This is a genomic window from Streptomyces sp. Ac-502, assembly GCF_045222935.1.
Lineage (GTDB): Bacteria > Actinomycetota > Actinomycetes > Streptomycetales > Streptomycetaceae > Streptomyces > Streptomyces monomycini.
In genome coordinates this window covers 1-24,693 of sequence record NZ_JBHFFO010000005.1, presented here as the reverse complement: position 1 = coordinate 24,693, position 24,693 = coordinate 1, and the positions used below count along the sequence as shown (strand labels likewise).

28 protein-coding genes and 3 pseudogenes are annotated in these 24,693 nt (G+C 68.9%); 14 read left to right on the top strand and 17 right to left on the bottom strand.

Annotated elements, in window-relative coordinates:
- The first annotated feature begins 520 nt into the window (after nucleotides 1-520).
- Nucleotides 521-1,753 carry a hypothetical protein gene (locus ACEXOX_RS45730; RefSeq protein ID WP_406526991.1) on the top strand — a complete coding sequence of 411 codons (1,233 nt, stop codon included), beginning with the start codon at nucleotides 521-523 and terminating at the stop codon, nucleotides 1,751-1,753.
- Nucleotides 1,754-1,853: 100 nt separating this feature from the next.
- On the opposite strand, the gene ACEXOX_RS45725 is transcribed toward ACEXOX_RS45730, so the two are convergent.
- Complete coding sequence (locus ACEXOX_RS45725) at nucleotides 1,854-2,063, bottom strand: hypothetical protein (protein ID WP_406526990.1); 210 nt, start codon at nucleotides 2,061-2,063, stop codon at nucleotides 1,854-1,856.
- Nucleotides 2,064-2,413: 350 nt separating this feature from the next.
- Here ACEXOX_RS45725 and ACEXOX_RS45720 point away from each other — a divergent pair, with 350 nt between their 5' ends.
- A complete protein-coding gene (locus ACEXOX_RS45720) occupies nucleotides 2,414-2,575 on the top strand; it encodes a hypothetical protein (protein WP_406526989.1) in 162 nt (53 codons plus the stop codon).
- A gap of 94 nt (nucleotides 2,576-2,669) precedes the next feature.
- Here ACEXOX_RS45720 and ACEXOX_RS45715 read toward each other — a convergent pair whose 3' ends face one another.
- Nucleotides 2,670-2,795 (bottom strand): hypothetical protein, encoded by a 126-nt coding sequence (locus tag ACEXOX_RS45715; RefSeq protein WP_406526988.1) that lies wholly within the window; start codon nucleotides 2,793-2,795, stop codon nucleotides 2,670-2,672.
- Nucleotides 2,792-3,826 (bottom strand): hypothetical protein, encoded by a 1,035-nt coding sequence (locus ACEXOX_RS45710; RefSeq protein ID WP_406526987.1) that lies wholly within the window; start codon nucleotides 3,824-3,826, stop codon nucleotides 2,792-2,794. The genes ACEXOX_RS45715 and ACEXOX_RS45710 overlap by 4 nt, the downstream gene beginning before the upstream one ends.
- 248 nt (nucleotides 3,827-4,074) lie before the next feature.
- Between ACEXOX_RS45710 and ACEXOX_RS45705 the strand changes: the two genes are divergently transcribed.
- From ACEXOX_RS45705 to ACEXOX_RS45680, 6 genes are all read left to right on the top strand, one after another.
- Entirely contained in the window at nucleotides 4,075-4,605 is a 531-nt protein-coding gene (locus ACEXOX_RS45705) for a hypothetical protein (RefSeq protein WP_406526986.1), read from the top strand.
- Nucleotides 4,575-5,639, top strand: a complete 1,065-nt coding sequence (locus ACEXOX_RS45700; RefSeq protein ID WP_406526985.1) for a hypothetical protein — start codon at nucleotides 4,575-4,577, stop codon at nucleotides 5,637-5,639. Before ACEXOX_RS45705 ends, ACEXOX_RS45700 begins: the two co-directional genes overlap by 31 nt.
- A gap of 152 nt (nucleotides 5,640-5,791) precedes the next feature.
- On the top strand, nucleotides 5,792-6,052 hold the full coding sequence (locus ACEXOX_RS45695) for a type II toxin-antitoxin system Phd/YefM family antitoxin (RefSeq protein ID WP_406526984.1): 261 nt from the start codon (nucleotides 5,792-5,794) through the stop codon (nucleotides 6,050-6,052).
- Nucleotides 6,049-6,294 (top strand): type II toxin-antitoxin system RelE/ParE family toxin, encoded by a 246-nt coding sequence (locus ACEXOX_RS45690; protein WP_406526983.1) that lies wholly within the window; start codon nucleotides 6,049-6,051, stop codon nucleotides 6,292-6,294. The genes ACEXOX_RS45695 and ACEXOX_RS45690 overlap by 4 nt, the downstream gene beginning before the upstream one ends.
- A gap of 81 nt (nucleotides 6,295-6,375) precedes the next feature.
- A complete protein-coding gene (locus ACEXOX_RS45685; protein ID WP_406526982.1) occupies nucleotides 6,376-6,990 on the top strand; it encodes a hypothetical protein in 615 nt (204 codons plus the stop codon).
- A gap of 219 nt (nucleotides 6,991-7,209) precedes the next feature.
- Complete coding sequence (locus ACEXOX_RS45680) at nucleotides 7,210-7,650, top strand: hypothetical protein (RefSeq protein WP_406526981.1); 441 nt, start codon at nucleotides 7,210-7,212, stop codon at nucleotides 7,648-7,650.
- Nucleotides 7,651-7,713: 63 nt separating this feature from the next.
- Here ACEXOX_RS45680 and ACEXOX_RS45675 read toward each other — a convergent pair whose 3' ends face one another.
- The 6 genes from ACEXOX_RS45675 to ACEXOX_RS45650 form a co-directional block, all read right to left on the bottom strand.
- A complete protein-coding gene (locus tag ACEXOX_RS45675; RefSeq protein WP_406527024.1) occupies nucleotides 7,714-7,965 on the bottom strand; it encodes a hypothetical protein in 252 nt (83 codons plus the stop codon).
- Nucleotides 7,966-8,023: 58 nt separating this feature from the next.
- Nucleotides 8,024-8,221, bottom strand: a complete 198-nt coding sequence (locus tag ACEXOX_RS45670; protein WP_406526977.1) for a hypothetical protein — start codon at nucleotides 8,219-8,221, stop codon at nucleotides 8,024-8,026.
- A 212-nt stretch (nucleotides 8,222-8,433) separates the two neighbouring features.
- Nucleotides 8,434-9,393 (bottom strand): sporulation-delaying protein SdpB family protein, encoded by a 960-nt coding sequence (locus tag ACEXOX_RS45665; protein ID WP_406527021.1) that lies wholly within the window; start codon nucleotides 9,391-9,393, stop codon nucleotides 8,434-8,436.
- Between the two features lie 2 nt (nucleotides 9,394-9,395).
- Complete coding sequence (locus ACEXOX_RS45660) at nucleotides 9,396-9,809, bottom strand: SdpA family antimicrobial peptide system protein (RefSeq protein ID WP_406526976.1); 414 nt, start codon at nucleotides 9,807-9,809, stop codon at nucleotides 9,396-9,398.
- A 218-nt stretch (nucleotides 9,810-10,027) separates the two neighbouring features.
- The gene (locus ACEXOX_RS45655) at nucleotides 10,028-10,735 is read right to left on the bottom strand and encodes a hypothetical protein (protein ID WP_406526975.1); all 708 of its coding nucleotides are present in this window, start codon (nucleotides 10,733-10,735) and stop codon (nucleotides 10,028-10,030) included.
- A gap of 12 nt (nucleotides 10,736-10,747) precedes the next feature.
- Nucleotides 10,748-11,131, bottom strand: coding sequence for an SdpI family protein (locus tag ACEXOX_RS45650; RefSeq protein ID WP_406526974.1), 384 nt, complete (start codon nucleotides 11,129-11,131; stop codon nucleotides 10,748-10,750).
- A 770-nt stretch (nucleotides 11,132-11,901) separates the two neighbouring features.
- Here ACEXOX_RS45650 and ACEXOX_RS45645 point away from each other — a divergent pair.
- On the top strand, nucleotides 11,902-12,651 hold the full coding sequence (locus ACEXOX_RS45645; protein ID WP_406526973.1) for a transposase family protein: 750 nt from the start codon (nucleotides 11,902-11,904) through the stop codon (nucleotides 12,649-12,651).
- Between the two features lie 6 nt (nucleotides 12,652-12,657).
- On the opposite strand, the pseudogene ACEXOX_RS45640 reads toward ACEXOX_RS45645, so the two are convergent.
- Nucleotides 12,658-12,822: pseudogene (locus ACEXOX_RS45640) on the bottom strand (DJ-1/PfpI family protein); the annotation flags it as partial.
- An 822-nt stretch (nucleotides 12,823-13,644) separates the two neighbouring features.
- The gene (locus ACEXOX_RS45635) at nucleotides 13,645-14,694 is read right to left on the bottom strand and encodes a LuxR C-terminal-related transcriptional regulator (protein WP_406526972.1); all 1,050 of its coding nucleotides are present in this window, start codon (nucleotides 14,692-14,694) and stop codon (nucleotides 13,645-13,647) included.
- 246 nt (nucleotides 14,695-14,940) lie between these two features.
- Between ACEXOX_RS45635 and ACEXOX_RS45630 the strand changes: the two genes are divergently transcribed.
- Nucleotides 14,941-15,945, top strand: a complete 1,005-nt coding sequence (locus ACEXOX_RS45630; RefSeq protein ID WP_406527023.1) for an ArsR/SmtB family transcription factor — start codon at nucleotides 14,941-14,943, stop codon at nucleotides 15,943-15,945.
- Nucleotides 15,946-16,480: 535 nt separating this feature from the next.
- On the opposite strand, the gene ACEXOX_RS45625 is transcribed toward ACEXOX_RS45630, so the two are convergent.
- The 3 genes and pseudogenes from ACEXOX_RS45625 to ACEXOX_RS45615 all read right to left on the bottom strand — a co-directional run bounded on the left by ACEXOX_RS45625 (nucleotide 16,481) and on the right by ACEXOX_RS45615 (nucleotide 18,829).
- Complete coding sequence (locus ACEXOX_RS45625; protein WP_406526970.1) at nucleotides 16,481-16,978, bottom strand: hypothetical protein; 498 nt, start codon at nucleotides 16,976-16,978, stop codon at nucleotides 16,481-16,483.
- Nucleotides 16,979-17,056: 78 nt separating this feature from the next.
- A pseudogene (locus tag ACEXOX_RS45620) lies at nucleotides 17,057-17,251 on the bottom strand (hypothetical protein); the annotation flags it as partial.
- Nucleotides 17,252-18,514: 1,263 nt separating this feature from the next.
- Nucleotides 18,515-18,829, bottom strand: a complete 315-nt coding sequence (locus tag ACEXOX_RS45615) for a hypothetical protein (protein WP_406526969.1) — start codon at nucleotides 18,827-18,829, stop codon at nucleotides 18,515-18,517.
- Between the two features lie 420 nt (nucleotides 18,830-19,249).
- On the opposite strand from ACEXOX_RS45615, the pseudogene ACEXOX_RS45610 reads away from it, so the two are divergent.
- From ACEXOX_RS45610 to ACEXOX_RS45600, 3 genes and pseudogenes are all read left to right on the top strand, one after another.
- A pseudogene (locus ACEXOX_RS45610) lies at nucleotides 19,250-19,465 on the top strand (integrase core domain-containing protein); the annotation flags it as partial.
- Between the two features lie 273 nt (nucleotides 19,466-19,738).
- Nucleotides 19,739-21,253 (top strand): PQQ-binding-like beta-propeller repeat protein, encoded by a 1,515-nt coding sequence (locus ACEXOX_RS45605; protein ID WP_406526968.1) that lies wholly within the window; start codon nucleotides 19,739-19,741, stop codon nucleotides 21,251-21,253.
- A gap of 113 nt (nucleotides 21,254-21,366) precedes the next feature.
- Entirely contained in the window at nucleotides 21,367-21,552 is a 186-nt protein-coding gene (locus ACEXOX_RS45600) for a hypothetical protein (RefSeq protein WP_406526967.1), read from the top strand.
- Between the two features lie 56 nt (nucleotides 21,553-21,608).
- On the opposite strand, the gene ACEXOX_RS45595 is transcribed toward ACEXOX_RS45600, so the two are convergent.
- Entirely contained in the window at nucleotides 21,609-21,917 is a 309-nt protein-coding gene (locus ACEXOX_RS45595) for a hypothetical protein (protein ID WP_406526966.1), read from the bottom strand.
- A 197-nt stretch (nucleotides 21,918-22,114) separates the two neighbouring features.
- Nucleotides 22,115-22,954 carry a hypothetical protein gene (locus tag ACEXOX_RS45590; protein ID WP_406526965.1) on the bottom strand — a complete coding sequence of 280 codons (840 nt, stop codon included), beginning with the start codon at nucleotides 22,952-22,954 and terminating at the stop codon, nucleotides 22,115-22,117.
- Between the two features lie 191 nt (nucleotides 22,955-23,145).
- Here ACEXOX_RS45590 and ACEXOX_RS45585 point away from each other — a divergent pair, with 191 nt between their 5' ends.
- Nucleotides 23,146-24,207, top strand: coding sequence for a pentapeptide repeat-containing protein (locus ACEXOX_RS45585; RefSeq protein ID WP_406526964.1), 1,062 nt, complete (start codon nucleotides 23,146-23,148; stop codon nucleotides 24,205-24,207).
- Between the two features lie 208 nt (nucleotides 24,208-24,415).
- On the opposite strand, the gene ACEXOX_RS45580 is transcribed toward ACEXOX_RS45585, so the two are convergent.
- On the bottom strand, nucleotides 24,416-24,693 hold a 278-nt coding region (locus tag ACEXOX_RS45580; protein WP_406526963.1), incomplete at its 5' end, for a hypothetical protein.

Sequence of the window (24,693 nt, the reverse complement as noted above, 5' to 3'; positions counted from 1 at the left end):
GCGCAGCGCCCGCTCCACGGGACCACCCCCGCGTGCGCGGGGACCACGACAACGGCGTTGTCTCCCTCACCGTCGACTCGGGACCACCCCCGCATGCGCGGGGACCACGGTCGACGGGCTTGGGCGGCACGGCCTGGGCCGGGACCACCCCCGCGTGCGCGGGGACCACCCCCCTCATCACAAGCTGCGGCCGGACGGGCGAGGACCACCCCCGCGTGCGCGGGGACCACCCTGTCCCACCGGTCCATGGCGTACGCGAGCTGGGACCACCCCCGCGTGCGCGGGGACCACTACAACGGCGGCGCCGCCGGCGTCGGCTGGCTGGGACCACCCCCGCGTGCGCGGGGACCACATGAGGGTGATCTTGTGCTGAGCGGGTGTGCCGGGACCACCCCCGCGTGCGCGGGGACCACATCGACTTGGGTGTCCTCCTGCGTCACGACGGGGGACCACCCCCGCGTGCGCGGGGACCACGCCCGGGGCCATTCCCTGTCAAGTTCCGCCGTGGGACCACCCCCGCGTGCGCGGGGACCACGTGCACGGCCGCCAAGAAGTTCTGCGCCCGGATGGGACCACCCCCGCATACGCGGGGACCACGCAGCGTAGTGGCTGGCAGAGCCAGCTCGGTGCCGCCGACACCGACATCGACGTCGGCGCTGCTGGTGGCGGCAGCCGGTTCGGTGTGGACATCTCCACGGTAGGGCCGCTGCTGCCCCCTCTGATCAGCAGCGCGGTCACCATCGTCCGCTTCCTGCAGAAGTACGGCTTCGATCCGGACGTGGTCGCCCAGTTCAAGGTGCGCCGCCCGGGCGAGGACAAGGCGGTGAGCTGGGACGAGTTCTGCCACGGCCCCACCACCGCCGACTACGCCCGGCTGCACGCGCGGCTGACCGGCGGGCAGCCCAAGCCGAGACACCCGGTCGCCGTCTACGGCCGCATCATCGCTGTGGAGCGCAACAACAAGGATCGGCCCTACCTCCGGCTCGCTGGCGGCCGCGGTTTCACCGTACGCATCTGGTCCGAACACGACAGTCTCCTCGCCCCGCTCGCAGCCGGCGCCTTCGTTCTGGCCGTCGGCACCTGGGACGTCTGGACACCCGAGCGGGGCGGCACCCCCCAGCTGCGGATATTCGCCAAAGAACACTGGCAACTCGCCCACTGGACCTACGACGCCGCCACTGGCCAAAGCAGTCCACCGGTATGCCCGCCACCGCTCTCCCTCGCTCAGCGCACGCTGAACGAGTTCCGTACCGCGACCGCCACCCGCAAGCCCGCCCCTGGACGAACGCCCCGCCCCGCCACCAGGCCGCGTCCCAGCGGGCCCCCAAAGTCGGCCGCGCCGCCGCCAAACGCCACCTCTCCGGGCCCACCACCGACGGCACCGGAGGCCCCGGCGACAGCAGCCTCCACCGGCCCGCCGACACCGAGGCCCACGCCTGGCCCGGCCGTACCGGACACGGAATCCCCCGAGGCTGTGCCCCCGGCACGCCCGTCTGTGCCGTCGTACCCCGCCGCACCGCTACAGGCCGCTTCACCTCCGGCTGCCCCACCGACGACCACGGTGTCGACGCCTTCAGCCTCCTTCGACCCGCCAACACCGATCACCTCGTCCGGTCCGGCCGTCCCGGACACGGCAGCAGTCTCCGAGCCCGCGCTTCCGGCCCAGCCGCGGCCCTCGACACCGCCGCGACCGGCTGGCCCGCCCCGCCGCCGTACACGTCGGGGCTGGTGGCTGTTCGGCCGCCGACGCTGAACCGTGCGCGGTGCGGTCAGATGCGCCAGCAGCGCAAACGGTCCGCGACCACGGGCAGCTTGATTTCTCCCGCGCGGACCAGGTCTGCTCGGCACCCGGTTCAGTCGAAGACGGGCATCCGCACCGTCCCGCCGCCGAAGGGCTCCGCGTCCAGATACTTGCGGATCCTGCGGCACCAGGGCCGGGCACAGATCCAGTAGTCGTCCACGTATCCCTCCCCCGTCTTCTTCCGCAACCAGTCTCGTTCCTGATCATCGCGCGGAGAACGGTGGGACTCGTCCTGGCCGCACGTCGTGCAGTACAGCTTCATGGGCCTACCGTGCCCAGTACGGCACGGCAAGGTAAGGCTCGATGCGGCCACCTCGGCCTCTGCCCGACGCCCGTCAGATGCAAGCGACGCGGTCATGCTGACCGCCGCTCCCGCATAGCCAAAGCCGGTTTCCGCGGCGCCGTCACCTTTGAGGGATAGCCGGCCGCTGACCAGCCGCCATGCCGTGCTTCTCGCGGGTGCGACGGCAGCTCCGCAGTCCTCCGTCCGGTTTCTCGACCTGCCCGAGCGCAGTTCCGCACCCAGCCCGTGAGTTCCTGTTCCCCGCCTCCTCGGCCCGGCTCACCGAGGCCACACGTGCGCGCGCTGCAGCCGGAGCGGCCGCCGGCCCGGTGCCTGCCAAACCTGGACACCGTGGCCGAACTGCCCTGGCCGCCCGCAGGCCGCCACCCCGATGGCCGTGGTCGCTGACCGTCGACCGCGCCGAGCGGGACGCCCTGCGCCGCCTGGCCGCCGGCTGTGGCCACACCCACGTCGAATACCAGCTCGTATAGGAACAGTCGGCCTGCGGCTGTCAGGTCCTTCGCGCCCCGCGTCGTGAAGGACCGCTGCCGTACGGGCCTGTGGCGGGACCAGGGCAGCGCGCTGTCAGGCGGTGGTGCGGGTGCTGTCGCGCCACAGGACCGTGAGCTCCGGCGTCGGCGTCGGGCCGGGGGTGACGGTGATGGAGGCGATCTGCTCGGTGGCGAAGCCGTGGCGCACGGTGTCGGTCATGCTGTGGCGCCATTGGTGCAGGGCGTGGCGGGCGTTGACGGGCAGGGGTGGGCCATGTCGATGCCGGCGGCGAGGATCATTTCCTGGGCGAGGGCGAGTTTGCGTACCGATTCCTCGGTGAACAGCCGCGCGGTGAGGACCTGGCCGACGCGGTCGGTGGCCTGTTCGGCGGCCAGGGAGATGCAGTGGTCCGGGCACTGGTAGGCGGCGGTTTCCGCGGGCGCGGTCATCGTCTGGTGGCAGTGGCCGCACAGCAGGAGGCCGGCGAGCACCGGGTCTCCGGCCCGCCAGTTTCCTGCCGGCTGGTCGGCCGGGGCCGGTGCGGCTGCTGCCTGTGGTGGGCGGGTCGGGGACGGGGCGGAGGCCTTCTCGTCCGCCTGGAAGAAGAGGAAGCGGACGTCGGGCCGGAAGCTGGGGCGCAGGGAGATTGCCTGCCACACCAGGTAGGGGCCTTCGGGTGTGCGCCAGATCCAGTTCGTGCGGTCCAGGGCGCGGGAGGCGGGAGCGGCGTCCTGGTCGTCGTCGGGGAACTGCTCGCGCAGGGTGCGCAGGGCCGGGTGGTCCGGGTCGGCCACGGCGGCGGTGTGCAGGGCGTGCCGGGCGGCGGCGGCGAGGGCTTCGTGGTTGAGCAGCCGGCCGGGCAGGCCGGGGTCGCACAGCAGCCAGCGCAGGAAGTTGTCCCCGGGCTCCGGCAGGGGCACCGCGGTGGCGGGGACGGCGTCGCCGGCGGCCACCACGGTCCAGCCGTGGTCCAGGTGCAGCCAGACCTGGTTGCTGTTGCCGGTCAGGAACTGCTGCTCCAGCGGGTCGAGCGGGGTGCCGGGGAAGGCGAAGGTGTCCCGTTGGGGGCCCTGGATGTGCAGGGCGTCGAGCACGGCGTGGAAGGCGCGGGTGCCCGGCCAGCCGGTGCCCTCTTCCAGGAGCCGGTAGCGCTCCGCCGCGAGGCCGGCCGTGTGCGCGACCTGGTCGGCCTCCAGGCCCAGCCGGTGGCGGTAGGCGGTCAGGTGCTCGGCAACAGTCGACCCAAACATTCAGCCACTTTAACTGTTATGCCCATATTTGCTTCAGGTGGCGCCACGGCGGCCTGTGCCCCGGGCCGACACGCGGCGGTCCGGGCAACACGTGGCCGGGACGTGCCGTTTTCCCACGGGCGGTGGCCGTCGTCCCCGATGATGGGGCCGCCCACGGGGGACGGATCAAGAAGTCGACTGGGAGTACGCACATGGTGGCGGAGGCTGGCGCACGGCCCGAAGGGTGTGTGACGGGGCGGGTGTGGACGGTGCGTCTGTCCCCCTACGGCCGTCCTTCCGCCGGTGCGGTGCGGCTGTCCTGCTCGCGCCCGGCCTGCCCCGACCAGCGCTTTCCCGAGGGCGCGGCGGCCGGGCGCAAGGCCGCGGTCGCACACGTCAACACACATCTGGCCCACATCCGGGCGGGCGGCGGACCGCGCGGCCAGGCGTGGTGCGCCTGCCGCGCCGCCGACTGCGCCTGGCACACCCCCGATCCCGACGCCGGACGCCGCGGCGGGCCGCGGCCGCCGGCGCAGGCGGCGCGGTGCGGGGGCCCGGTGGTCCTGGCGGTGTACGCGGACCGGGCCGAGCGGCTGTGGCGGATCGCCGAGATGTGCGCGCGCTGCGCGGCCGCCACCCCCGGCTGCCGCGTCCTGGACACCGCCCTACCCCCGCCCGCACCGCTCCGGCCGGAACGGACCAGGCGGCGGCTGCGCCAGCCGCACATCAGGAACTTGCTGGCCAAACGGCAGGCAAGCAGGCGAGCGCGGTGTTCTCCGACCTCAGCCCCTCCCCCGTGACCGGGGCTCCGTCTTCCCCGGCCGCCACCACGCCAGCGTCGGTCCCCCGGGCCCGCGCCGCCGCACCGCGGACCAAGCGGTGGGGGAAGATCGCGCAGCGGACCGTGCCGCACGACCTTCAGCCCGAGGTCCTGCGGACCGAGCTCATCGAGCTCGGAGACGCCTTCCGCGCCTACCAGCAGCGGCCCGAGCCCGACCTCGCTTTTCTGGCCGAGCTCCACGAGCGGAAAGCCCGCGCCTTCGCGCTGTGGGCCGACGTCAACGGCGACGGCGGCCTGCGCCGCGAGGCCCAGCGCGCCGAGCAGGCCGTGCAGACCACCCGCGAGATGCACCAGAACCGCGGCGGCAGCCCGGCAGACGGCGAGCCGGTGGTGGAGCGGCTGCTGACCCGCACACAGGCCGCGCACACCCGCACCGTGCTCGACTACACCGCCGCCCACGCCCCGTCCCCGCAGGCCGAGGTGCGCCTGGCGGTGCTCATGCTCGCCCTGCGGGCCGCGCGGGACGGCACCGGCAACGTCACCGGCCAGGACCTGACCGGCTGGCTCCACGACGAGGCCGAGCCGGTGCTGCAGCAGCTGGTCGACGCCGGCTGGCTGCGCCTGCCCGGCACCATCCCCGAGGCCCTGGCCTCCCGGCCTGAAGACGCCACCGCCTTCACCGTCCCCACGCTGCTGCCCGAGCAGCCCCGCCCGTTCGCCTTCGGCAAGACCACCCGCTCCAAGATCTCCGGCTGGGCCCAGAAGGCACTGAGCGACCGCAAACTCCGCAAGAAGAAAGTGGGCGCCGCCACCCGGCTCCTGGCCCTGTACACCGCCGCCCACACCCGCCCCGACGGCCGCCTCGGACCCGCCGAGGACGACGGCCTGGACCTGGCCCAAGCCGCCCCTTTCTGCGCCCTGTCCCCCGGCCAGGTCGCCGAGCACGCCGGGCTGCTGGTTGCCGCGGACTGGCTCAGCGAGGCCGAAACCGCCGCGAACCGCCTGCACGGACGGCTTGCCGAGCGCGTCTGGCCGCTGGGCGCACTGCTCTAGAGCCGCTCACCTTCTCGTCACCGGTGAGCGGCCCCGTCAGCCGGCCCGCAGTGAGCTGGCCAACGGCGTCACCGCAGGGTCAGTGATCACTGCTGCCGAGCGGCCCTGCGCGTTCACCACCCAAGAAGTGCACACTTCCGTAAGGTGGTGTCATGACGGAGACGACCTACTCGATCGTGGAAGCCCGCGCCCGCCTGGGCGCCATCGCGCGCGAGGTCAGCGCCACCCGCGAGCCCGCCGCCATCACCGACCACGGCCAGACCATCGCCATACTGGTCAGCCCCGCCGACGCCCTGGAGCTGCAGGAGATGCGGGCGCTGGCCGCCCACCGCGCCCGCCAGGCCCGCGGCGAGAACGCCGGCGTCTCACACGACGAGGCGTACCGCCGTGTCTTCGGCGGCACCGAGGCGTGAACTACGAGGTCATCTGGGAGCCTGAGGCCCTCGCCCAGGCCGAGCGGTTCGCCAAGGACGACCCGCAGGGCGTGCGGCAGGTCTTCACCGCCGTCGACCACCTCGCTACCGATCCCCGGCCCGAGGGCGCGTTCGGCAGCACCGACGTGCTGCGCATCCACGTCGGGGCCTACCGGGTCATGTACGAGATCAGTGACCGGCAGGTCCGCGTCAGCGTCATCCACCTCGGACGCGTGCGCTGAACGCCTCGAAGGAGCAACTGCGCGGGAGCGGGATCCGCTGAGGCCGGCATCAAGGGTGATCGGAGGGAGGGGAGCCATCCCGTGGGGGCAGTGGTGTTGTGCGCGGTGTTCTGGGCGGGCGCGGCCGCGGCGGTGGTGCGGTGCGTCAAACAGTGGTGCAGTGGCGCAGACCGGGTGTGGTCGTCGAAGTGGAAGGCGTTGGCGGGGGCCTTGATCGTGACGGCCTTCCCGGTGATGGCGACGGCCCGGTTGGTGCCGCCCGACGCGCAGCCCGTCCTCGTAGATCTCGCCGGACTGCTGGTTGTAGGCTCCGCCGGCTCCGTGGCGGCTGGATGGGTGGCGGCACGCCGCAGTGACGCCCAGGCGCGGGCGGTGCGAAGCGGGCTCGGGCTGCCCGTCGAGCGAAGGCTGTGGAGCCCGTGGGTCCCGATGGCCTTGTGGAGTGCCGCCGGGATCCCCTTCACGGTCGCCGAAGTGCTCCTCACCACCCAGTACATCGAGGCGCATGCCGAGCCCGCGGCCGACGGCACCTGGGCCGAAGCAGACGCGATCGCCTGGCTCTGCGTCCTGACCATCGCCGCCTTCGTCGTCATCGGCGCGCTGCACGGCCTCGTCCAGCACCGTCGCCGCGCCCGGGAACAGCGGCGCGTACGCAACGCCGAGCAGCAGTACCTCATCACCGACCCCGCCGTCTGATGGCGTCCTCCTCCCGGCCACGACGGCGTCCTGCGGCTCACGATCACCGTCGACTTCAGCGGCCAGCCGACGTCACCCGGCACGTGCCCACCCCCGAGGAACACGTGCGCCGCGAGTAGCCGGCCGCTTCCGGCCGCACGGCAGCTGCTGATCGGCGGGTCCGGCTGAGCGCGGCCGGTACCGTTCCCACGACGACGTCGACAGCATAAGGGGGAGAGTGTGACGAAGGTTCGAGACCGCGGCGAGGTACTGGGCTACGGGGTGCCGGCCGTGCTCTTCCTGCCCGGGGTCGCCTACCTCGGGATCACTAACGGCCACCGGTTCATCGCCAACGACTTCTTCGCCTTCATGTACTGCCTGGCCAGTGTCGGCTTCGCTTACGTCCCGCTGATGGCGTGGCGCCGGGGCGGAGGCCGCTACGCCGACCCGGGGTTCGTCCGCTCCGCCTGGTTCCCGTGGCTGTTCACCACCGGGCAGGGCGTCGCCTACAGCGCCCCACGCGGCGACGCGAACGTCTTCCTGCTGATCTTCGGCTGGGGTGCCTTCATCTACGCCGGGATGGTCGCCCTGTACTTCCTCGCCCGCGCGCTCTGGGGTGACGACGACCAGGACGTGCCGCCGGCCGGCGAGGACACTGCGAAGGCGGAGCCCAGCGCCTGACCTCCGGACGACGTGCGGCGCCCCTGCTCAACAGGGACGCCGCGGCCGGGCCGGACTGCTTGGTCAGTCCGACTGGAAGAGGTCGTACTTCGCCGATGTGGTCTTCCATCGGCCGTTGGGGGAGGGAAGGCGTGTGACGGGCCGGACGTACGTGTCGTAGACGAGGAACGCGATGACCGGGGAGCCGATACGGCTGTGGGACGACGGTCCCTCCTTCGCCCGCAGCCTCCAGTTCCCGCCCGGCAGCACGCCGCGGACCTGCGGCTCGTTGTACCGCTCCACCCGCCGGAAGCCCGGCAAGTCCTTGGCGGCCACGCTTCCCGGGCCGCGACGAGGGCCTGGCGGGCGAGGTCGACGCCGCTCAGCTCGCCGGTCATTCGGTCACCGCCCCGCCGGCGTCGCCGTCCAGCGGGCGCGTGGCGAGGCCGGGCAGCCGATCCGTCCACGGCGCGGGCCTCTCGGGCCGGGCGGCGGACTGCTCGTGCAGCTGCTCCAGCCGCGCCGCCAGCAGGTACTCAGCCGTGCGCTCCTGACCCATGTCGGCGGCCAGCCGCCGATGACCTGCCCCCACCCCTCACCCCCGCCGCCCGCCTCCTCGGAGTGTCGGCCCGCCAGGGGGAAGCAGGGAGAGGCATAGACAGTCCCAGGAAACGGACATGTCATAGCGCGGCGGGCCGCCCCCGGAACTGAGAGGGGACGGCCCGCCGATTACACAACGATGGTCGGCTTAGCTTACAGGTGGCGGTCAGCAGCTTGGTCCGGCTGCTCTCTACGAGCCGAGCGTCACCGTTTCGGCGCTACTTGCCCAATCAGAGACCGTCGGCACGAGTGCGCGATCTTCCCGACTGGGATGCGAGTGCGGGACAACACCCTCTTCAGCTGCGGAGTCTGGGCATCGATTCCTCGGGATGCCGCACAGAACACCGCTCCCACCATGATGAATCCGAAAGATACAATTCCGAGCTGCAAGATGATCAGAATATGCAGACACACACTCATCGCCGCAGCCATCACCTGCCGGGACCCGCGTCGGAATAGGAAGAACGCGATCAGGGTTTCCGTCGCCATCGCCCCCCAGGCGGAGAGAAGAGCGATGGGCGTGATGCTCGTTGCCCAGCGAAACAGGTCGGCGAACAGGCCAGCCGCCCCGAAGTTCTCCATGCGGGCGACGTAATAGGTTGCGCTGCCTTCCGCCCACGGGCCGACGGGCAATTTCGCCAGGGCGCTGTTGAGGTAAATGTATGCGACTTGGGCCCGCACGCCCCACCAACCAGCCCAAGCGATACCCTGCCAGACTGACCTCTTGTGCTCTTCGCTGCTGGGACGTTGCCAGTGCCAGGTCCGCCTGTCATTGGCGCAAGCGAGAATGAGGAAGAATGTGACGACCTGCGCAACAGCGTCCCCGCCGTCGGGCAGTGATATCGACTGTCCGACGGAAATTGATGTCCAGAAATGCAGCACGGTCGTGTATCGAGGCAGAATGCCGCTCGCGACAATCAGCAACAGAGCCAGAACGAGCAGATTGAGGAGTTGCCGGTCTGCCGAGTCTGCGAGGCAATACAGTGACGCAGCCTGCACAGGGGTAGAACATGCAATCTCAATCTCATCACTGCCCACCGGAACGAAGAGATGAGAGGCTGGCGTGAAGATCAAGATCGACGCTTGCGCGAGTGCGATTATCGACCTGCCTATGCCGAGAGCCCGTGACTCGGCTGGGAAGTGCCGGACAGATCTTTGCAGCACAGCTAGTTGTCTCGCGAACACTTCGCCTCCACGAGAGCAGCCTTCTTATCGAGGCGCCATCCTTCGTACCTATCGCGGAATTTCCATGGGACAGGCGCCGACTCCACAAGTACCAGACGTCCGCACAGTGTTGGCACCGGAGATGAGTTCGTGACAGGTACAGGAGCTGAGGACCCGGCGACCACCGCCGGGCAGTCTCCCTTTACTTCCTCGCAGTCTTTCCATGTCTGCACCTGGTTCGCCATGCTGGCAACCTCCGGGCCCTGCGCACGCTGGCGTCGCGTCAACCCGTAGAGATTGTCCGAGCGTGAATTGGGAAGTCGCGACGCGTAGGAGACGCCGCCATCAGACACGATGTAAGGAACGAACTCATGATCGCTCGGAGGTTTAGTGAAGAAGGCCCAACTCTGGGGCATAAACCTCGCTGATAGCGACCGAAGATAACCCCCATCGCGCGTGGAAAGGACGTTGCTTGGGAGCGAAAAGAAGATCGATCCAGCCAGTAGAACTCCGACCAAGAGAATGCCGCCAGTGGCAGAGACCAGAACCGATGCTGAGCGAATCGACGCACCATGGCCTCTCCCTGCGGCGGTCCGCCCGTCAGAGTGCTGCTTGACGGTCGCCGGACCGCGACTCACGTCAGCGCAGAGGTCAGGGCATCGACAAACGCGTCGCGCTCAATACCTGTACTGGCCGGCTTGCCATCCTCGAGGTACCACGTAACGACCACGAGGGTCGCGAGGGCATTGGTGGCAACTCCAGCAGTCGTGTACGCGACAGCGTTGGCAGCGCCTACAGCGTTCACATAGATGGCAACGTTCGCGCCCATCCAGAACCAGCCTCTAGTCTGCGCCTGGGCTCTACTGCTGTTCGCGGGTTGGGCGTTCTTCTTGATGTAATCAATGAAGGTCACCGAGAAGTCGCGCAGAGCAGTGTCAACACGGACCGGATCCCCCGAATGGAAAGGAATCGCCATTTTTTCGTGGAATTCGGGGTGAGCGGCAAGATAACCCGTTATGATCTTCCCTAGCGCCTCTTCGTTGGTGTGCGGCTTGGAAGGGTTGAACCCAAGCATCTGCTTCAGCTCGGGATGTGCATCTGCGATCGGCCCCTGGGCAGCGAGCAACAACTGCAGAAGCTCCCTGTCACTGTACTTTGAGGCGTCATTCACTGCCTTGAGCTGCGCCTTGCCCGGCGCAGAAGTCCCCCGTCCGTCGTCGGCAAAGGCGCTCTGGGCAGTAACGCCACCCGCCACAAGGATAGAGCTGGCCACTACTGCGGCGACTGCGTTTCTCGGTGTGAACTTCATACTGCCCTTCCGACACGTGATGTAGTTCAGCATGTGCTGAACTACCTAATTCGAGTGGCCGGCTGTGCGCGCGGCCGAGTTAGCCTTGACTGTGGCTGCCGTGAGAAGTGCGAGAACCAATCCGGTACCAATCAATGGGATGATGATGACAGCCGGGTTTCTGGAATTGTTCAGCGACAACGCCAGACTGAGTGCCAAGGTAACCGCACCCACGGCATAGGCGGTCAGATATGTCACCATCAGCATCGGAGATGCCGAAGCATGCCCGGCCTCCCAAGCGCTGTCCGAAGACATCGTTGCCTTGGTCCGGATGCCAATTGCAGAATTGCGCCGGATGCTTCCGCTGGCAACCTGGTTCTTGATGTAATGAATCACCATGCCCAGCATGATCAGCCCTACGCCAAATGCCAAACCCGCGACCGGATCCATTGCTCTCCTCCAAGAATGTAGACATTAGCGTTTCCCGTTCCGGAAAGCTCTACACTTCCATCGTGCACATGACTACTCTCCGCATCACCCTGATCAGTGCCTCGCAGGCTGGAAAGGGCCGTGAGCATGGCGAATGACAGGGGGAACGGACCGGTGAGAAGGATGGAAGGGCGCCGGGTACGGGAGTTTCACTGGTTGACGCGGACCGGGCGTGGATAGCCTGACTCGCGGCGTTGAGCCGCGCGTTTGCGCACGTGAAATGCATCTTGCCCATCATTCGGTAAGGGCAGGGATAGAAAAACACCCAACCGCAGCCTGAACAGCGAATCTCCGTCGTGCTGGACAAAGCTAACATCACCTCACTCGACCCCGTCAATAACTTTAGCTCGGTGTTTAGCGTAGGCTAAATAGAAGCAAAGATCGGCGCGTATCGGACACGACTCGACCAAGCTGTTTCCTCGTCACCAGGGCGCTCCTGGGCAGCCGTACATGAGAAAGTGACACGAGGTACGCGCTTCGTTCCCGCGGCCCGCGCCTGGTAGGACACAGCGGGGCAACAGTTCCTGTTGCCAGCAGGAAGGCTGCTTCCTCGTGAAGCAGCTCACCACCGCGCCCGCCCACTCATTCGCTCAACCGCCAGGTGAAGTGCTCAGTGAGCCTTTTCAGTCTGCCCACTGATCGGGTGTTGGCGAGGCGGTGCGCAACGCACGAGGCACCCGTGCCGTTGAGGGAGGTGTTCGACGTCTCGACTCAACAGCGCAGGTGCCTCGTTGGTTCCTTATCCTGCCGCACTCGACTTGCCGCACGCCGTGGTCGAGTGGGTCACGATGCTCATCGTCACCCGCGAAGGTGACCGCCGGTGCAAGCTCCCGCCGCACCAGCGTGCCCTGATCGGTCTGGTGTACCTGCGCCGCCACGACACGCTTGCCCAGCTCTCGGCCGGTTTCGGCATCTCCGTCGGGACCGCTCACGCCTACGTCGGCGCCGTCATCACTCTGCTTGCCGTCCGTGCGCCGGGCCTGCTCAAGGTCCTGCGGGAGAGCGATCCCGGCTTCGCCCTGCTCGACGGGACTTTTGTCGAGTGCGACCGCGTCGGCGACGGCCAGGCGGACTACTCGGCCAGGCACCGGCGTCACGGAGTGAACGTGCAGGTGGTCACGGATCCGGCGGGACGGCTGCTGTGGCTCTCGCCCGCTCTGCCGGGCCGAACCCATGACCTCACCGCCGCCCGCACCCACCGGATCATCAGGATCTGCGGACGCCAGGGCGTCCCACTCGTGGCCGACCTCGCCTACCAAGGAGCCGGCCCCTGGCTGACCACGGCGTTCAAACGACGACCCCGCCAAGAGCTCACCCTGACCCAGAAGACCGTCAATCACGCGCTCGCCCGCACAAGAGTCCCGGTCGAGCGTGGTGTCGCCCGGCTGAAGACCTGGAGGATCTTCCGTCACGCCCGCTGCAGCCCGAATCGAATGACGTCAATCGCCAGGGCTGTCCTCACCCTGGAGCGGCAACGCTGAAAAGGCTCAGTAAGAGGTCCAGACGGTGCCGCGGGTTTCGTACTCCAGTATGGACTCCAGGCCGAGCGCGGCGTCGACGCCCAGTTCGCGGCGGACCAGCCACAGGGCGAGGTCCAGGCCGGAGGTGATGCCGCCAGCGGTGACCAGGTCACCGTCGTCGACGCCCCGGGCCTGTAGGGCAGGCCGACGGTCAGCGCCCACGACAGTCCGTCACGGCGAAACGCGTAGGGCCGGTCCGCGTCACCGGTGGCCAGCGGTTCCAGCCGCTCCCGCAGGCGGAACGCGATCATCGCGTCGTCCTCACCCCCGGCCAGCAGGCCCCGCACCACACGGGCCAGCCGTTCGCACTGGTAGCCGTTGGGCGACGGAACGACGCTGTCGAGCAGCCCGGCCACCTGCGGAACACGCCGGCTCAGGACCGGGCCCAGGCAGGACAAACGGGCAGAGCGGGAAGAAGGGGTGGGCTGGTCCGCGCGCAGCGCGCTCCCCCACACCGAGGGAGACGTGCGCCGAGGCCGAGGGAGGCCCGCCGACGACGGCGCTTCCTCGCCCGCGCCCGCGCGCTCCGGGTCCCGAATTTTGGCGTTCTCCCCGCCGTACGGCCGGCCGACGCCCGGACGGCGGCCCCGCGCCTTCGCCACCGGCACCACACACCCGGCCACGGCCGCGCATCCGCGCCACCGTCTCCCCCTGCGACACCTCCACCAGCCCAGCCTCACCGAACCGGCCCAGCAGCCGGGCCCCCCGCATCGGCAGAACACCCCAGCAGCCGCGCCACCGTGGCCGCCGGACGCCCCTGGTCACCGCGCACCGAACCTGCGCCTCTGATCCTCCGGCGAGGCACGGCTTTGGAGCTCCGGGGTGTCGGGCTGTGAGGCACAACTGGGACACTGCGAACGGGGCCTCGCCGCTCCGCACCAAGCAACAGCGCTGCCATGCAGGTTTTCAGGCCGCCTATGGCGGCTACCCGGCGGCTCGCTCTTGTCTGCTCGTTCAATCCTTCAGGAGGCCACGCTCACTGACGAGGTAACCCGCGTGCATGCGGGTCTTCGCGCCCAGCCGCCGCATGATGACTTCTATGTGGCGCTGACAAGACCGCAGGGACATGTTCAGTCGCCGCGCAATCACTCGGTCCTCGACACCTTGCACCATGAGACGCACGATGGTGCGCTTGGTGCTTTCGGAAATCTCATCCACCACCTGGCGCTCGCAGGAGGTACCGAAGGTGATGCCCCGCGTCCACGCCCGCTCGAAGGCGGCGACCGCGAACGAAACCACGACGGAGTCCCGCACCAGCACGATTCCGTCTGAACGCGTGTGATCAGAGAAAACCGCCACCTGCCCGTCAAAAACGGTCAGCGGCATGAAGCTGTCGCTCCGAGTGCGGTACGACGTATTGCGCTGCGCCTGGGCCTGCATGTGCTCGGTGAGGTCCCGCCGGAAGCGTGCCGTGTGCGGGAACAGGGTGCGGACCACGACATCCGCACTGAGCACGGACTTGCCGCCTGAATGGAAATATGGCATGGCTGCGACAGCGGCGGACACGTCCGGCTCGGAGAGCAGGATTTCCGAGCGGCAAGATGCGGCCAACTGCAAGGTCAGCTCAGCGGCTTGGGAAGGCGAGGTGACGACCTCCACGGTTGCGGGTCCCGCGCAGCACGCTGTTCTTTCCCGGTAGACGCTGGTGAGCTCGTGCAGCACCGCACTGATGCGGTCGACCTCGTGGTGCCGGCGCTCGATATCGCGCCGCAGAGGTCCGACGAGTTCGACTCGCGCCGTCTCAGGTGACACTGCGCAGTAGTGCGCGGGCGACGTGGAGTCGGCACGAACCAGATGCAGCCGAAGCAACCTGGCAATCGACGCCTCAATCTCCTGCTGCTGCCGTCCGGTCCCTGAAGCGATTTCCTTGATGGAGCAATGAGCGACCTCGGCGATCCAGCTATAGATCTCGCGGTCCTCGCTGCGGAGAAGAGCCGTCTCGGGTTCCGTGGATCGCGATCTGAGTGAACCCTCGTCATGTATGACGCGCGACGCAGTAGGCACGGTGGAATCCCTCATTCTACCGCCGGGCGGAAATACGACCCCCTGGCTGGCGTTCTCTTGCTGAGCCGGAAGCTTAACCTATCCGTGCCACCGGAGCCGGCATACGCCTCACCCCCGGCACCTACGCCTCCTTACGACCGCATGGTGCTCGGTAGCCGTCCGTCTCTTCGACGCCGCGGCGCCCGGCTCGCTCGCCTCCGGCGGACGTGCAAAACTGTCGCACCAAGAAATGGAACTGCCACACTCGTGCAACGCGTAACTCTTTGTGTCGACGACTTGGCGCGTACCAGAATCATCGGCACACTTGGCCGACACGTCGAGGCGATTTTCGCAGTGGATGCCCTGCGCAACACGCGGAGCGATTTCCTGCAGGCCTGGCGCCACAAAGTGCTCGTGAAGCTAGAGCATCCAGGAAGGGAGCTTGCACAGGCCCGGCGGCTGGCAGGTGTGAGTGGCGGCTCCCGGGAGGTCCTGTCCGCCTGGTCGAGCGTCGCAACGGTGCCGGATACGGCCCACTCCGGCACCCCGGGTCTGCAGAGAGCACATTTAACAGCGGCCGTTGAAGAGATGTGCCAGGTGGCCGTGCGGCCGCACTGGAAGCGCGTTCATGCTCACCTAGCCTCGGCCCAGGACTTCCGCCGGGACGCCATGTGCCGTGACGGAATCGAGGCCCTGCTGAACGGCCTAGGCCCGGGCATACGTTGGAACGCGCCCGTGCTGGAAATTCACTCCGCGGGCATGAAGCATCTGAAGCCGAACGGGCGTGGACTGCTGCTGTCCCCCTCGCTCTTCCTTCAGGGGGGCGCCGCGGTGCTTCCGTCGCTCCCGGGGAGGGCGGAGAGCGGCCCGGTCCTGATCTTTCCTGACCGCCCAGGTGGCCATCACTGCTCACTTCTGGACGAGGAGCGTTCGTCCGCGTCTGCCGCAAGCCGCCTGCCGGCAGAGCGCCTGGCGGCCCTGCTGGGCAGGACTCGGGCCGCCATTCTCCAGGCACTGCGTGACGGCTGCACCAACGGCGAACTCGCCGATAAACTGGGGGTCACCCCGGGCGCGGTGAGCCAGCACACCGGCACGCTGCGAGCTGCAGGGCTGATCTCGACCCGGCGCAGCGGCGGCGGTCGCGTCGTGCACACCGTCACTACGCTCGGTCGCGATCTTCTGCACGCCGCTCCGGACCCTGCCGAACTGTGCTCACATGGCAGACGGCTCGGCGGCCCGTTCTTCCGCGACACCCGTCCGTTTCCTCCATGAAACCCTGCGCTCTCCTCGCGCGCATTTGACGAGCGATAGCGCAGCTACGCCCCTGCCGAAAACTGGCAGGGGCGTTTGCGCTTGCGTCCCCGATCGAGCGGGACCGGCGAACGCCCGCCAGCTCCTCCACACGGTTGCTGAAGAGCGCTGCTGCCGTCCTGTTTTAGCTGAAGCTAAAAAGGTTGCCGGTTGAACCGCCGCCCCAAGATAATGCCTTCTATATCGGCAGCTCATGAGAATCCAACCCTCTCTGAATTTTGGGTGCGCCATCGGGTGAGAATCAATCCCCGAAGGCCAGTGGCAAAGAACTGGAGGCGCCAAATGCGTGGCACATATACCGCCACCCGGAAAGCGGAAGCCACTCGGGAAACCCTCGTGCAGCGTGAGCAGCCAAGCGGCAGGTCACATCGGTCCTGCCTCCGTGACTATTCCGCTCTACCTCCAGACCATCACTGCCACTTCCCGCCGCTTTAGGAAACGGAAGGCCGAAACGCGTCCATGATTCCCTTAACGGTGCCTCCCGGTCGAGCAGATTTCATCGAAGGTGATGTTCAGCGGCCTGTTCCAGCAAGGCTCGTGCGGAGTTCGCGTAGCGCATCGCGGTCTTCTCGTCGAGGCCGAAGACCTCGGCAAGGTGGAGTTGGCCAGGGCCGTGGACCATGGCCTCTTCAAGCTGTCGGTCGACGCAGAGCCGCTCCAGGGTGGCGCGCCTGAGAGCGCCCAGCCGGGTGCCGCTCGGCGATGCCCGCAATACCTTCCCGAAGTACGCGTCGGCGTCGGGCGGCTCCGTCTCCCACAGCGGTCGGCCGAACCAGGACCGCGTCAGCTCCAGGTGCCCGACGTCCCCGCGGATCGTGCCGTCCGCCAATCCAGCCGAGACCCGCGCCAACGCGAACCCCGCCAGCACGTCGGTCTCGAGCTGCTCCAGCTCCTCCGCCGTGGCCGGCGGCCGGACATCACGCCGGTCCCCTACGACAGCCAGCGCCAACCCGAGCCCCCTCACCTTCACCCCGATCGTGAACCGATCAGGCATGGTGAGACCGCTTCAGGAATCCCGAAGTTAGACCGCTGCCGGAGAGAAGACGAACCCACTGGCCACGAGGTTGAAGACTCAGCGCGGCTCAGAGCAACCGTCATGTGGGGTCTTGTCAGCTGGGTTGGGCGGTTCGATCTCGGTCAGCTTGCTTCGCAGGTGGGCCCGTTCGGGTTCGGTGCCGGCCAGGTCGAGTGCTTCCCGGTAGGCCGACGCGGCCTCGGGCAATCGGCCGAGCCGGTGCAGCAGGTCTCCCCGGGCGGCCGGGTAGGGGTGGGCCCGGCCACCGGCCCGCCTCTTGCGCGTACCCGCGGGTCCCGGCAGATCATCTGACCCCTCACGGCCGTAGCTGGAAAACCCACCGACATCTGCACCCTCACCCGTCTCAGCAACCACATCAGGGTGTGAAGGGTTGCCGCAGCGTCGGGCTCTGCAACATCCGCCGCATCCGTCACCGGCACGATGCTGACATGCGGGGTCACCACCGCCATGCCGGGTCACCTCCGGGCCGTCGTACCATCATCGTCCTCGCCGGGGCTCTCCGGGGCAGCCCCTTGTCGAGGCCCGTCCGGGGCGCCGAGCAAGTCGTCGGACACAAACTTCCGCCACATCTCGGTTTCCCACCGTTCCCTATCCGCCTGCCGTGCGAGGTCTCTGGCCGTGGCCTGCCTCTGGTCGAGGACCGCCTCCAGGGCGACCGCGTGGTCTTCCAGAGCCTGAGCGACAGCGTCCTGGGCCGCTTCCCACCGGTCCTGCGGTAGGCGGCCGGCGAACTGCGTCAAAGCAGTGTCCAGGGCGGGCCTGCCGCCGCGGGCGAAGACTTCGCAAAAGAACGCACGGTCCATACCTGCATAACGGCTGCTGGTCACCCTCATAAACGAGCAGGGTCTGGACAGGCGGGACGCTCACTGTTAAAGCTGCGAGTGCAAGCAGCGCCGCCGGGCGGCAACCCACCGCAAGTGGCAAGCAGGCGTCGACGCGCCCGAGTGAAACCGCCCTCCTGCCGTAAGCAGTCCGCCATGCTGGCGCCGCCGCCTGCGCCACTGCACTGGCGGGGCTCACGGATGCCCCTGGAGCAGGACCACCCCCGCGTGCGCGGGGACCACAGGGCACGACCAGTGGTTTTACCCGGCGGGATGCGGGATTTTACTTACTTGTGAGAACACCGACATTTCCACCCGAAGGGTGCATTCGAGGCAGTAGCACGGTGACCCGATCACGCTACTTCTTGCAGGCGACAGCAGGCACACGTCGTCGCCGGGGCAGCTCGCGGCCGAGCAGCCAGCCGACCGCACGAGCCCGCCGCCCTGGGCCGCCAGGCGCTGCGTCAGCCGCTCTGCCAGAACCCCGGCGGCGCGTCATTCCCTGCCGCTGCGTGCTCTCCACGCAAGCGGAGGTGAGCCGGTCCCCCAGGGCGACGAGGGGCACGGCGTGAAGTGCTCTCCGCGCGAGCGGAGGCGAACCTTTTCCGCCGCTCGGGCGGAGACCAGTGCCTGGCGCGCGAGGTCGACACTGCTCAGGTCTGTCGCCACGCGATCACCACTCCGGCCGTGCCGTCATCAAGGGTGCGGGCGCGGCGAGCTCGGGCAGCCGGTCCGTCCACGGCACGGCCTCGGCTGTCCCGGTGCGGGCGGGGGCCTGCTCGCGCAGCTGCTCCAGACGTGTCACGAGCAGGTACTCGGCCGTACGCCGTTGTGCCGTGCCGGCGGCCTTGGTGGCCGCCGCGACGGCGTCCGCGCCGTTCGGGTTGTGCCGGTACCAGCGGCGCCCCTGCTCGCTCTTGAACGTCTGCCGAGCCTCCGCCTCGGCTTCCGATCGCCCCACAGGGCCCGAGCGGTTCACGGCCGTCACGGCGTACGACGGTGCCGGTGCGCCGCGGCGCAGCTGCCCCTCCGGGCAACCGGCAGGGGCGGGGCCGTCCGCCTGGACCGGTTTCCGGTGCCTTTCCCAGGGCCACTACTGCTACCAAGGGAGGCTTGTGGCCCGTACGGGTCGGGGAGGGAAAGCTCGTGGACTTTTCGTTCGAGTGTGGGTGGTGTGGCGAAGACTGTGTCGTTTACGGCGAGCCCACCGGTTTCTGGCGGGAGCTGTACCGGGTCCCGGACGAGTGGCACTGCTGGTCCTGCGATGGGCTGAACTACACCCATGACCCGCCGTGGACACCGGCGGAGTAACCGACACCGACCGTCCGGCGCCGACAACGGGCCGCACATCCCGGTACGCGCCACGAAGGTGCTCATCACCCGCACACCTGAGGGAGATGGAGCCCGTCGGCAAGAGACGGTCGGCGAGCTGCAGATGAGCGCGGGCTTCGACCAGGAGCTCGTCGGCGAAACCCGGACCCACCGCCCCTACACCTCAGACGCCGAACGGCAGGCCGCCTTCACCGCCTGGCTGGACTGGTACAACTACCACCGACCCCACACCGAAATCAGCGGCCACACCCCAGCCAGCCGCGTCACCAACCTCACAGGGCAATACAACTAGGGGTCGTGACCGCCCCGTCGTCGGCGTCAGTGACACCCTTCCGGGAGTCGATCCGGCCCCCGCCGGCCATGCCGGACTACCCGCCCGCCGGGCACCGTCTGTAACGGCCTCGCGGAAGTACCCGCGAATCGCGGACGACCTGCTGACTGCCTCCCGTGTCGGGCGACGTGGGAATGTCAGCGCTTGGCGACATGTGGTGTGTCAGTGCGAGCCGAGGCTTCGGGCATGGGGCCAGGTTCCCGATGATCTCCTGAATATTGCGAAGATCGACGCATGACTATCCCGCTCTCCGTCGACCGGATCTTCGGCGACCGTTCTTTCGCCGAGATCGGTGACCCTGTACTGGCCGCCGTCGACGGGCGGCGTGGCCTGCTGGCCGTGGCGGGCAGGTACGAGTTCGGCGGCACTGCACCCGTCGGTGTGTACGGCACGGGTGACCTGGCCTGCCACGCCCTCGTCCGCTCGCGCTACGCGGTGCACACGATGGCTTTCCATCCCACGCTTCCGCTGCTCGCGGTCGGCACCGGCCGCTACGACGGCGGCTACTTCTTCGAAGGCGAGCTGCTCCTGCTGAACCTGGAGACGGGAACGGCCGTATCGCTCATCGAGCACTGGCTGGGCCGCCAGGTCCTGGAGCTGGAATGGCTCGACGAACAGGCACTGCGGATGGTGATGGCACCACCCGACGACTGGCAGGACGACACCGCACGCGTCGAAGGACATGTCGCGGTGGTGCGCAGGCCGGACTGGGCCACTGTGCCTGCCAAGTCCCTCACCGAGCATGACCTGGCCGGCCCGCGGGTGCCGGCAGCGCGTCCCGACGGCAGCGAGGTCGCCCGCCGGATGCTCTCGGAGCTGAGCACGGACTGGGAACCGCGCCGTAATGTCCGTGCGGTCGAGGTCCTTTCGGACGGTCGGACACTGGCCACACTCGACGGAGTGCAGATGGAGTCCTGGCTGCCCTCGGGGGAGCGTGCGTGGATGGTTCCGGACGAGGAGGGCGGGCGCGAGATCGTCGTCGCCACGGACGAGGGATCCGCGTGGGTCGGGCTCATACGCCGCCGCGGCATGCGCGATTCCGTTCCGCAGTCGGTCGTCCGCCTCTCTCTCGCCGACGGGAAACAACTCGACGGCATCGTCCCGTCGGCGCCCGTCTCGCTGGTGCGCTGTGCTGACGGCCGGCCGGCCTTGTCACCGGACGGACGCAATGGTGACCGCAGCCGGCTTCCCGTCCGGGGCGGACGCCGCATCTACTTCCAGTCGATTCTCCGGCCCTCGGGCCAGCCGAATTCCTACAAGGGCGAGTGCTGGGTCGCGGCCGTGGACCTGCAAGGGCCCGCGACCGGGAGGCCCGTCGTACCCCTCGCACGGTCGGCCCGGCGGCTGTTCCGGTACTCCTGGGAGCCCGGCGAGACGCATTTCGGCGGTCCTGGGGTCGAGGTCGAGGACGGAACTCTGGTCCACGCCGGGACCGTGTATCACGGCCACGGGCTCCAGCCCGGCGGGTCGTTCGTCGTCCGGCGCGAGACGACCGACGGGCGCCCGCGGTGGGTGTTCCGTACTGACCGGAAAGCCGCCGCATTGGACGCCGACGCGGCTACCGTCTACGTCGGGTACGACGATGGAGAGGTGGTCGCACTAGACCTGGGTGACGGCACCGTGCGCTGGCGGCAGCACCTCACCGTCGGTGCGGTCTCCGCCGTACCTACCGCTCTCACCGTCACAGCCAACGGCCGGTTCATCATCGGCACCAGCGACGGCCGCATCCTCGAATGCTCGGCCGCGTAGGGACCTACCTCCACAACGTAGCTGCCGCCGTACTGGAGCTTCGCAGGTCACCCTTCGTTTCTCTTACCGCCGCATCGTGCGGTTGGGGCCAACTACAGGGATAGGGAGCGGCCGTGGAGACGGGAGCGACGGGGGTCTACCGCGAGCGGGCGGAGCGCCGGCGGCGGGTGCGCGGGACGGGCGAGGCCCGTGGCGACGGCTGGCAGCACAGCGAGGCGGACGACCGGCTGCTGCAGCGGCCACCCGGTACGGGACGCTGCACCAGGCGGCCGCTGCGGTCCTTACGCGTGCGCGCGTAGAGGCCGCTCAAAACGCTCAAAACTCCGTGTCCGCGAATCGCGGACGCAGCGAACGCTCAACGGGCGCCGAAGCGGTCGCTCAGGTACAGCAGGATCCGACGGCGGGCCGCGTCCTCCAGGCTCTCCAGGGCGTCGATGCACTCCTGCAGCGCGTCCAACTCGTCGCGGGACTGCTGGACGGGCAGATCGACCTTGGCCCGGAACTCCTTGGCCAGTTCGGAGACCCAACCGACCGACCAACCAGTGATCTGGGCCAGGCGCCGCACGGGGGTGCCGTCGGCGACACCCGCCCGCACGGCTTCGGTGGCGGCGTCCTGCTTCATGCGGACGGGCGGGAGGGAGACCGGGGCCGGGGTGGATGGCATGGGGCGACGGTAGGACGCCAGCGGACGGTTCCTGCGGATGTCGCCCGGATGAGGGCGCGCCCCAGCCCTGTTTCGATGCCCGGACATTCCGGATACATCGCAGGTCACCAGACCAGGCCCCTCCAACCGGGGATGACAACGCGGAAGGGCCCCGCGCGGCCGAAGCCGGGCGAGGCCCTGGAGGCATCGGGAGCCGGTCAGCTGCTGTCGGAGTCTTCGGCGGGCCAGGGAGTCCCGGTGCCGGGAGTGGCGCGCAGGTCGGCGGCGCGGGCGCGGTCCCGCTGGATCCACTTGTGGATGTCGGCGGGGACGACGTCCCCTTCGCGGATCATCCGCTCGTACAGCGCCACCCGGCGCTCGCACAGGTCGGCCTCCACCCGGGGGGCGGGCACCATCTGCTCGTCGAGCAGCCGGCGGGAGATGCCCGACAGCCGCATCAGCATGGTGGCGGTGCTGTTCCGGGTGAGGGCGCCGGTCACCGGGTGCTCCTCGTCGGCCCAGCTGTCGCCGGGGACGGTGCGCTGCTGGAGCCACTCCTCCAGGTCCTTGGCCGTCTGCTCAGCGGTGCCGTACTCCGGACGGAGGGTGCCGTCGGCGTAGCGGGCGCCGTAGGGGATGCGCTCGTCGTCGGGGGTGCCGTCGGGGAGGTAGCGCTCGGGCTTGTCGAGGGGCGCGCGCCAGCGGGCGACGACGTCGGCGAACCGCTCGTGGGCGGTCTGGCGGGTGACACCCAGAGCGCCGCCGATGTCCTCCCAGCTGCTGCGCCGCTCGCGCTCGTAGACGACCGCGCAGCGCAGGACGTCCTCCGCGCGGCGGACCAGGGCGGCGGCTTCCTCTACATAGCTGCCCTGGCCGCTGAAACCGCCCTTGTCGTACCAGGTGGGGACGCCGCGCAGGGCGGACTCGGCGACCTCCCGGTAGGCGTCGGACAACATGATGCGGGCCAGCGCCTGCTCGTCGTACGGGTGCGGCGGGTCCTGGACCGCCTTGCCGGGAGGGGTGGTGGTGTCCGCGGCTGGTGCGTCCTTCTCACTCATGCTGTCAGGCTAACCCTGACGGATGGGTTGCGTCAGGAAAACCCTGACAATGGCCGCAGGGGCGGTCTCGGGGTTGGGTATCCGTCGTGATCCATTCCGGCTGGGGCGGAAACGGTCGCTCCTGGCCCCCGTTGTGCATCGATGTGGGATCGCCCTGCAACCGTGGGCCTTCGAGCTTTGTCTCCATCCTCATGACAGCCAACCGGAAGCCGCGGTCCACTCCGCACGACCGGGAATTGCGGTTGTGGAAGGTCGGCCGGGCGCTGACCCTCGCCTTCGCTGCGGCGATCCTGGTCGCTGGCGGCATCTTCTACGCGCTGGTGGCGCTGCTCGACTTCAAGGAAATCGACAGCACCGCGAAGCTCGACGCGAAGACGCTCTTCGACTTGGTGAAGCTCTCCTTCGGGGTGGTCGCCGGGGCCGGTGCGCTCGTCGCCCTAGTCGTCGCCTACCGCCGCCAGCGCGTCGACGAGGCCGGCGCCCACCGCGAAGCCACTCGCCTCCACACCGAACGCTTCTCCCAGGCCGTCGACAAACTCGGCTCCGACTCCCCGGCCGTCCGGCTCGGCGGCGTCCACGCACTGGCTGGCCTTGCTGACGACGCCCCCACCCAAGACCTACGCCAGACCTGCATCGACGTCCTATGCGCCTACCTCCAGCTCCCCTTCGGCCCAGGCCCTGGACAGTCGGCCCACCAAGAGGAACAGCACCGCTACCTCGCCCTCCGTAAGGTCCGACACACGATCCTGCGCCTCATCGGCGATCACTACCGGCGCCCCCTGGGAACCCATCGCTCCTGGCAGGGCTGCTCTCTTGATCTCACTGAGGTCGCCATCGACGGCGACCTAGACTTCGGCGGCGCGACGTTCTCCGGCGGCGGCCATGTGTACTTCGACAACGCGACGTTCTCCGGCAGCTACGTGTCCTTTTATCAAGTGACGTTCTCCGGCAGCGTGGTGTCTTTCGAGAACGCGAGGTTCTCCGGCGGTCGGGTGTCCTTCAGTGACACGACGTTCTCCGGCGGCCACGTGCACTTCGACAACGCGAGGTTCTCCGGCGGTCGGGTGTCCTTCAGCGGCACGACGTTCTCCGGCGGCCACGTGCACTTCGACAACGCGACATTCTCTGGCAGTCGTGTGTCTTTCGACAACGCGATGTTCTCCGGCGGGGTGACGTCCTTCGACGGTGCGACGATCTCCGGAGGCATGGTGTCATTCGATAGGGCGTCGGGCACGGTTCCGTCTATCCAATAACCCCGGGGAGGCGCAATCGGTCGATTGCACCCCCGCCCTCGCCGATGCGTTACGCGCCGTCGGAACAGGGAGAACTCGGGGACGAGCCGGTGGAGTCCGCCTCGTACTTGCGCCTCCCGGTTCTGCCCCGGCGGACTCCGGGGCTCCCGGGGCGGATGCCAGCGTTCATGCCGTGGACGGCGGGCCGCGTGCCGCCCGCGGCGAAGGGTTAGGCGGACTGCTGGCCGCCTCCCGCGCCTCCGTGTTCCTCGGGACGGGGCCCGGGCGGGGCTGCGCCCGGGCGGGCCCGGCGGGCGCGCAGGGCGCGGGCGCTCCAGGCGCCGAGGGCCACGGTGAGGGCGGCGCCGAGGCTGCCGAGGAACTCGGGCAGCGCGGCGTGCAGGAGGTCGGACATCTGGGTGCGGGCACGCCACGGCGGAGGCCCTGGCGTGCCGTCTCCGTCCGCGGTGCCGGCGTGTACGCGATGTGCCCCCGGGCCCCCGGGCC

What these genes read in the sequence shown, in the direction of transcription:
- ACEXOX_RS45595 (WP_406526966.1), bottom strand. Translation starts at nt 21,917, where the DNA reads ATGCCATCCACCCCGGCCCCGGTCTCCCTCCCGCCCGTCCGCATGAAG.
- ACEXOX_RS45625 (WP_406526970.1), bottom strand. Translation starts at nt 16,978, where the DNA reads ATGCCTGATCGGTTCACGATCGGGGTGAAGGTGAGGGGGCTCGGGTTG.
- ACEXOX_RS45715 (WP_406526988.1), bottom strand. Translation starts at nt 2,795, where the DNA reads ATGACCGACACCGTGCGCCACGGCTTCGCCACCGAGCAGATCGCCTCC.
- ACEXOX_RS45605 (WP_406526968.1), top strand. Translation starts at nt 19,739, where the DNA reads ATGACTATCCCGCTCTCCGTCGACCGGATCTTCGGCGACCGTTCTTTC.
- ACEXOX_RS45650 (WP_406526974.1), bottom strand. Translation starts at nt 11,131, where the DNA reads ATGGATCCGGTCGCGGGTTTGGCATTTGGCGTAGGGCTGATCATGCTG.
- ACEXOX_RS45695 (WP_406526984.1), top strand. Translation starts at nt 5,792, where the DNA reads ATGACGGAGACGACCTACTCGATCGTGGAAGCCCGCGCCCGCCTGGGC.
- ACEXOX_RS45590 (WP_406526965.1), bottom strand. Translation starts at nt 22,954, where the DNA reads ATGAGTGAGAAGGACGCACCAGCCGCGGACACCACCACCCCTCCCGGC.
- ACEXOX_RS45725 (WP_406526990.1), bottom strand. Translation starts at nt 2,063, where the DNA reads ATGAAGCTGTACTGCACGACGTGCGGCCAGGACGAGTCCCACCGTTCT.
- ACEXOX_RS45655 (WP_406526975.1), bottom strand. Translation starts at nt 10,735, where the DNA reads ATGCTGAACTACATCACGTGTCGGAAGGGCAGTATGAAGTTCACACCG.
- ACEXOX_RS45710 (WP_406526987.1), bottom strand. Translation starts at nt 3,826, where the DNA reads ATGTTTGGGTCGACTGTTGCCGAGCACCTGACCGCCTACCGCCACCGG.
- ACEXOX_RS45660 (WP_406526976.1), bottom strand. Translation starts at nt 9,809, where the DNA reads ATGCCCCAGAGTTGGGCCTTCTTCACTAAACCTCCGAGCGATCATGAG.
- ACEXOX_RS45585 (WP_406526964.1), top strand. Translation starts at nt 23,146, where the DNA reads ATGACAGCCAACCGGAAGCCGCGGTCCACTCCGCACGACCGGGAATTG.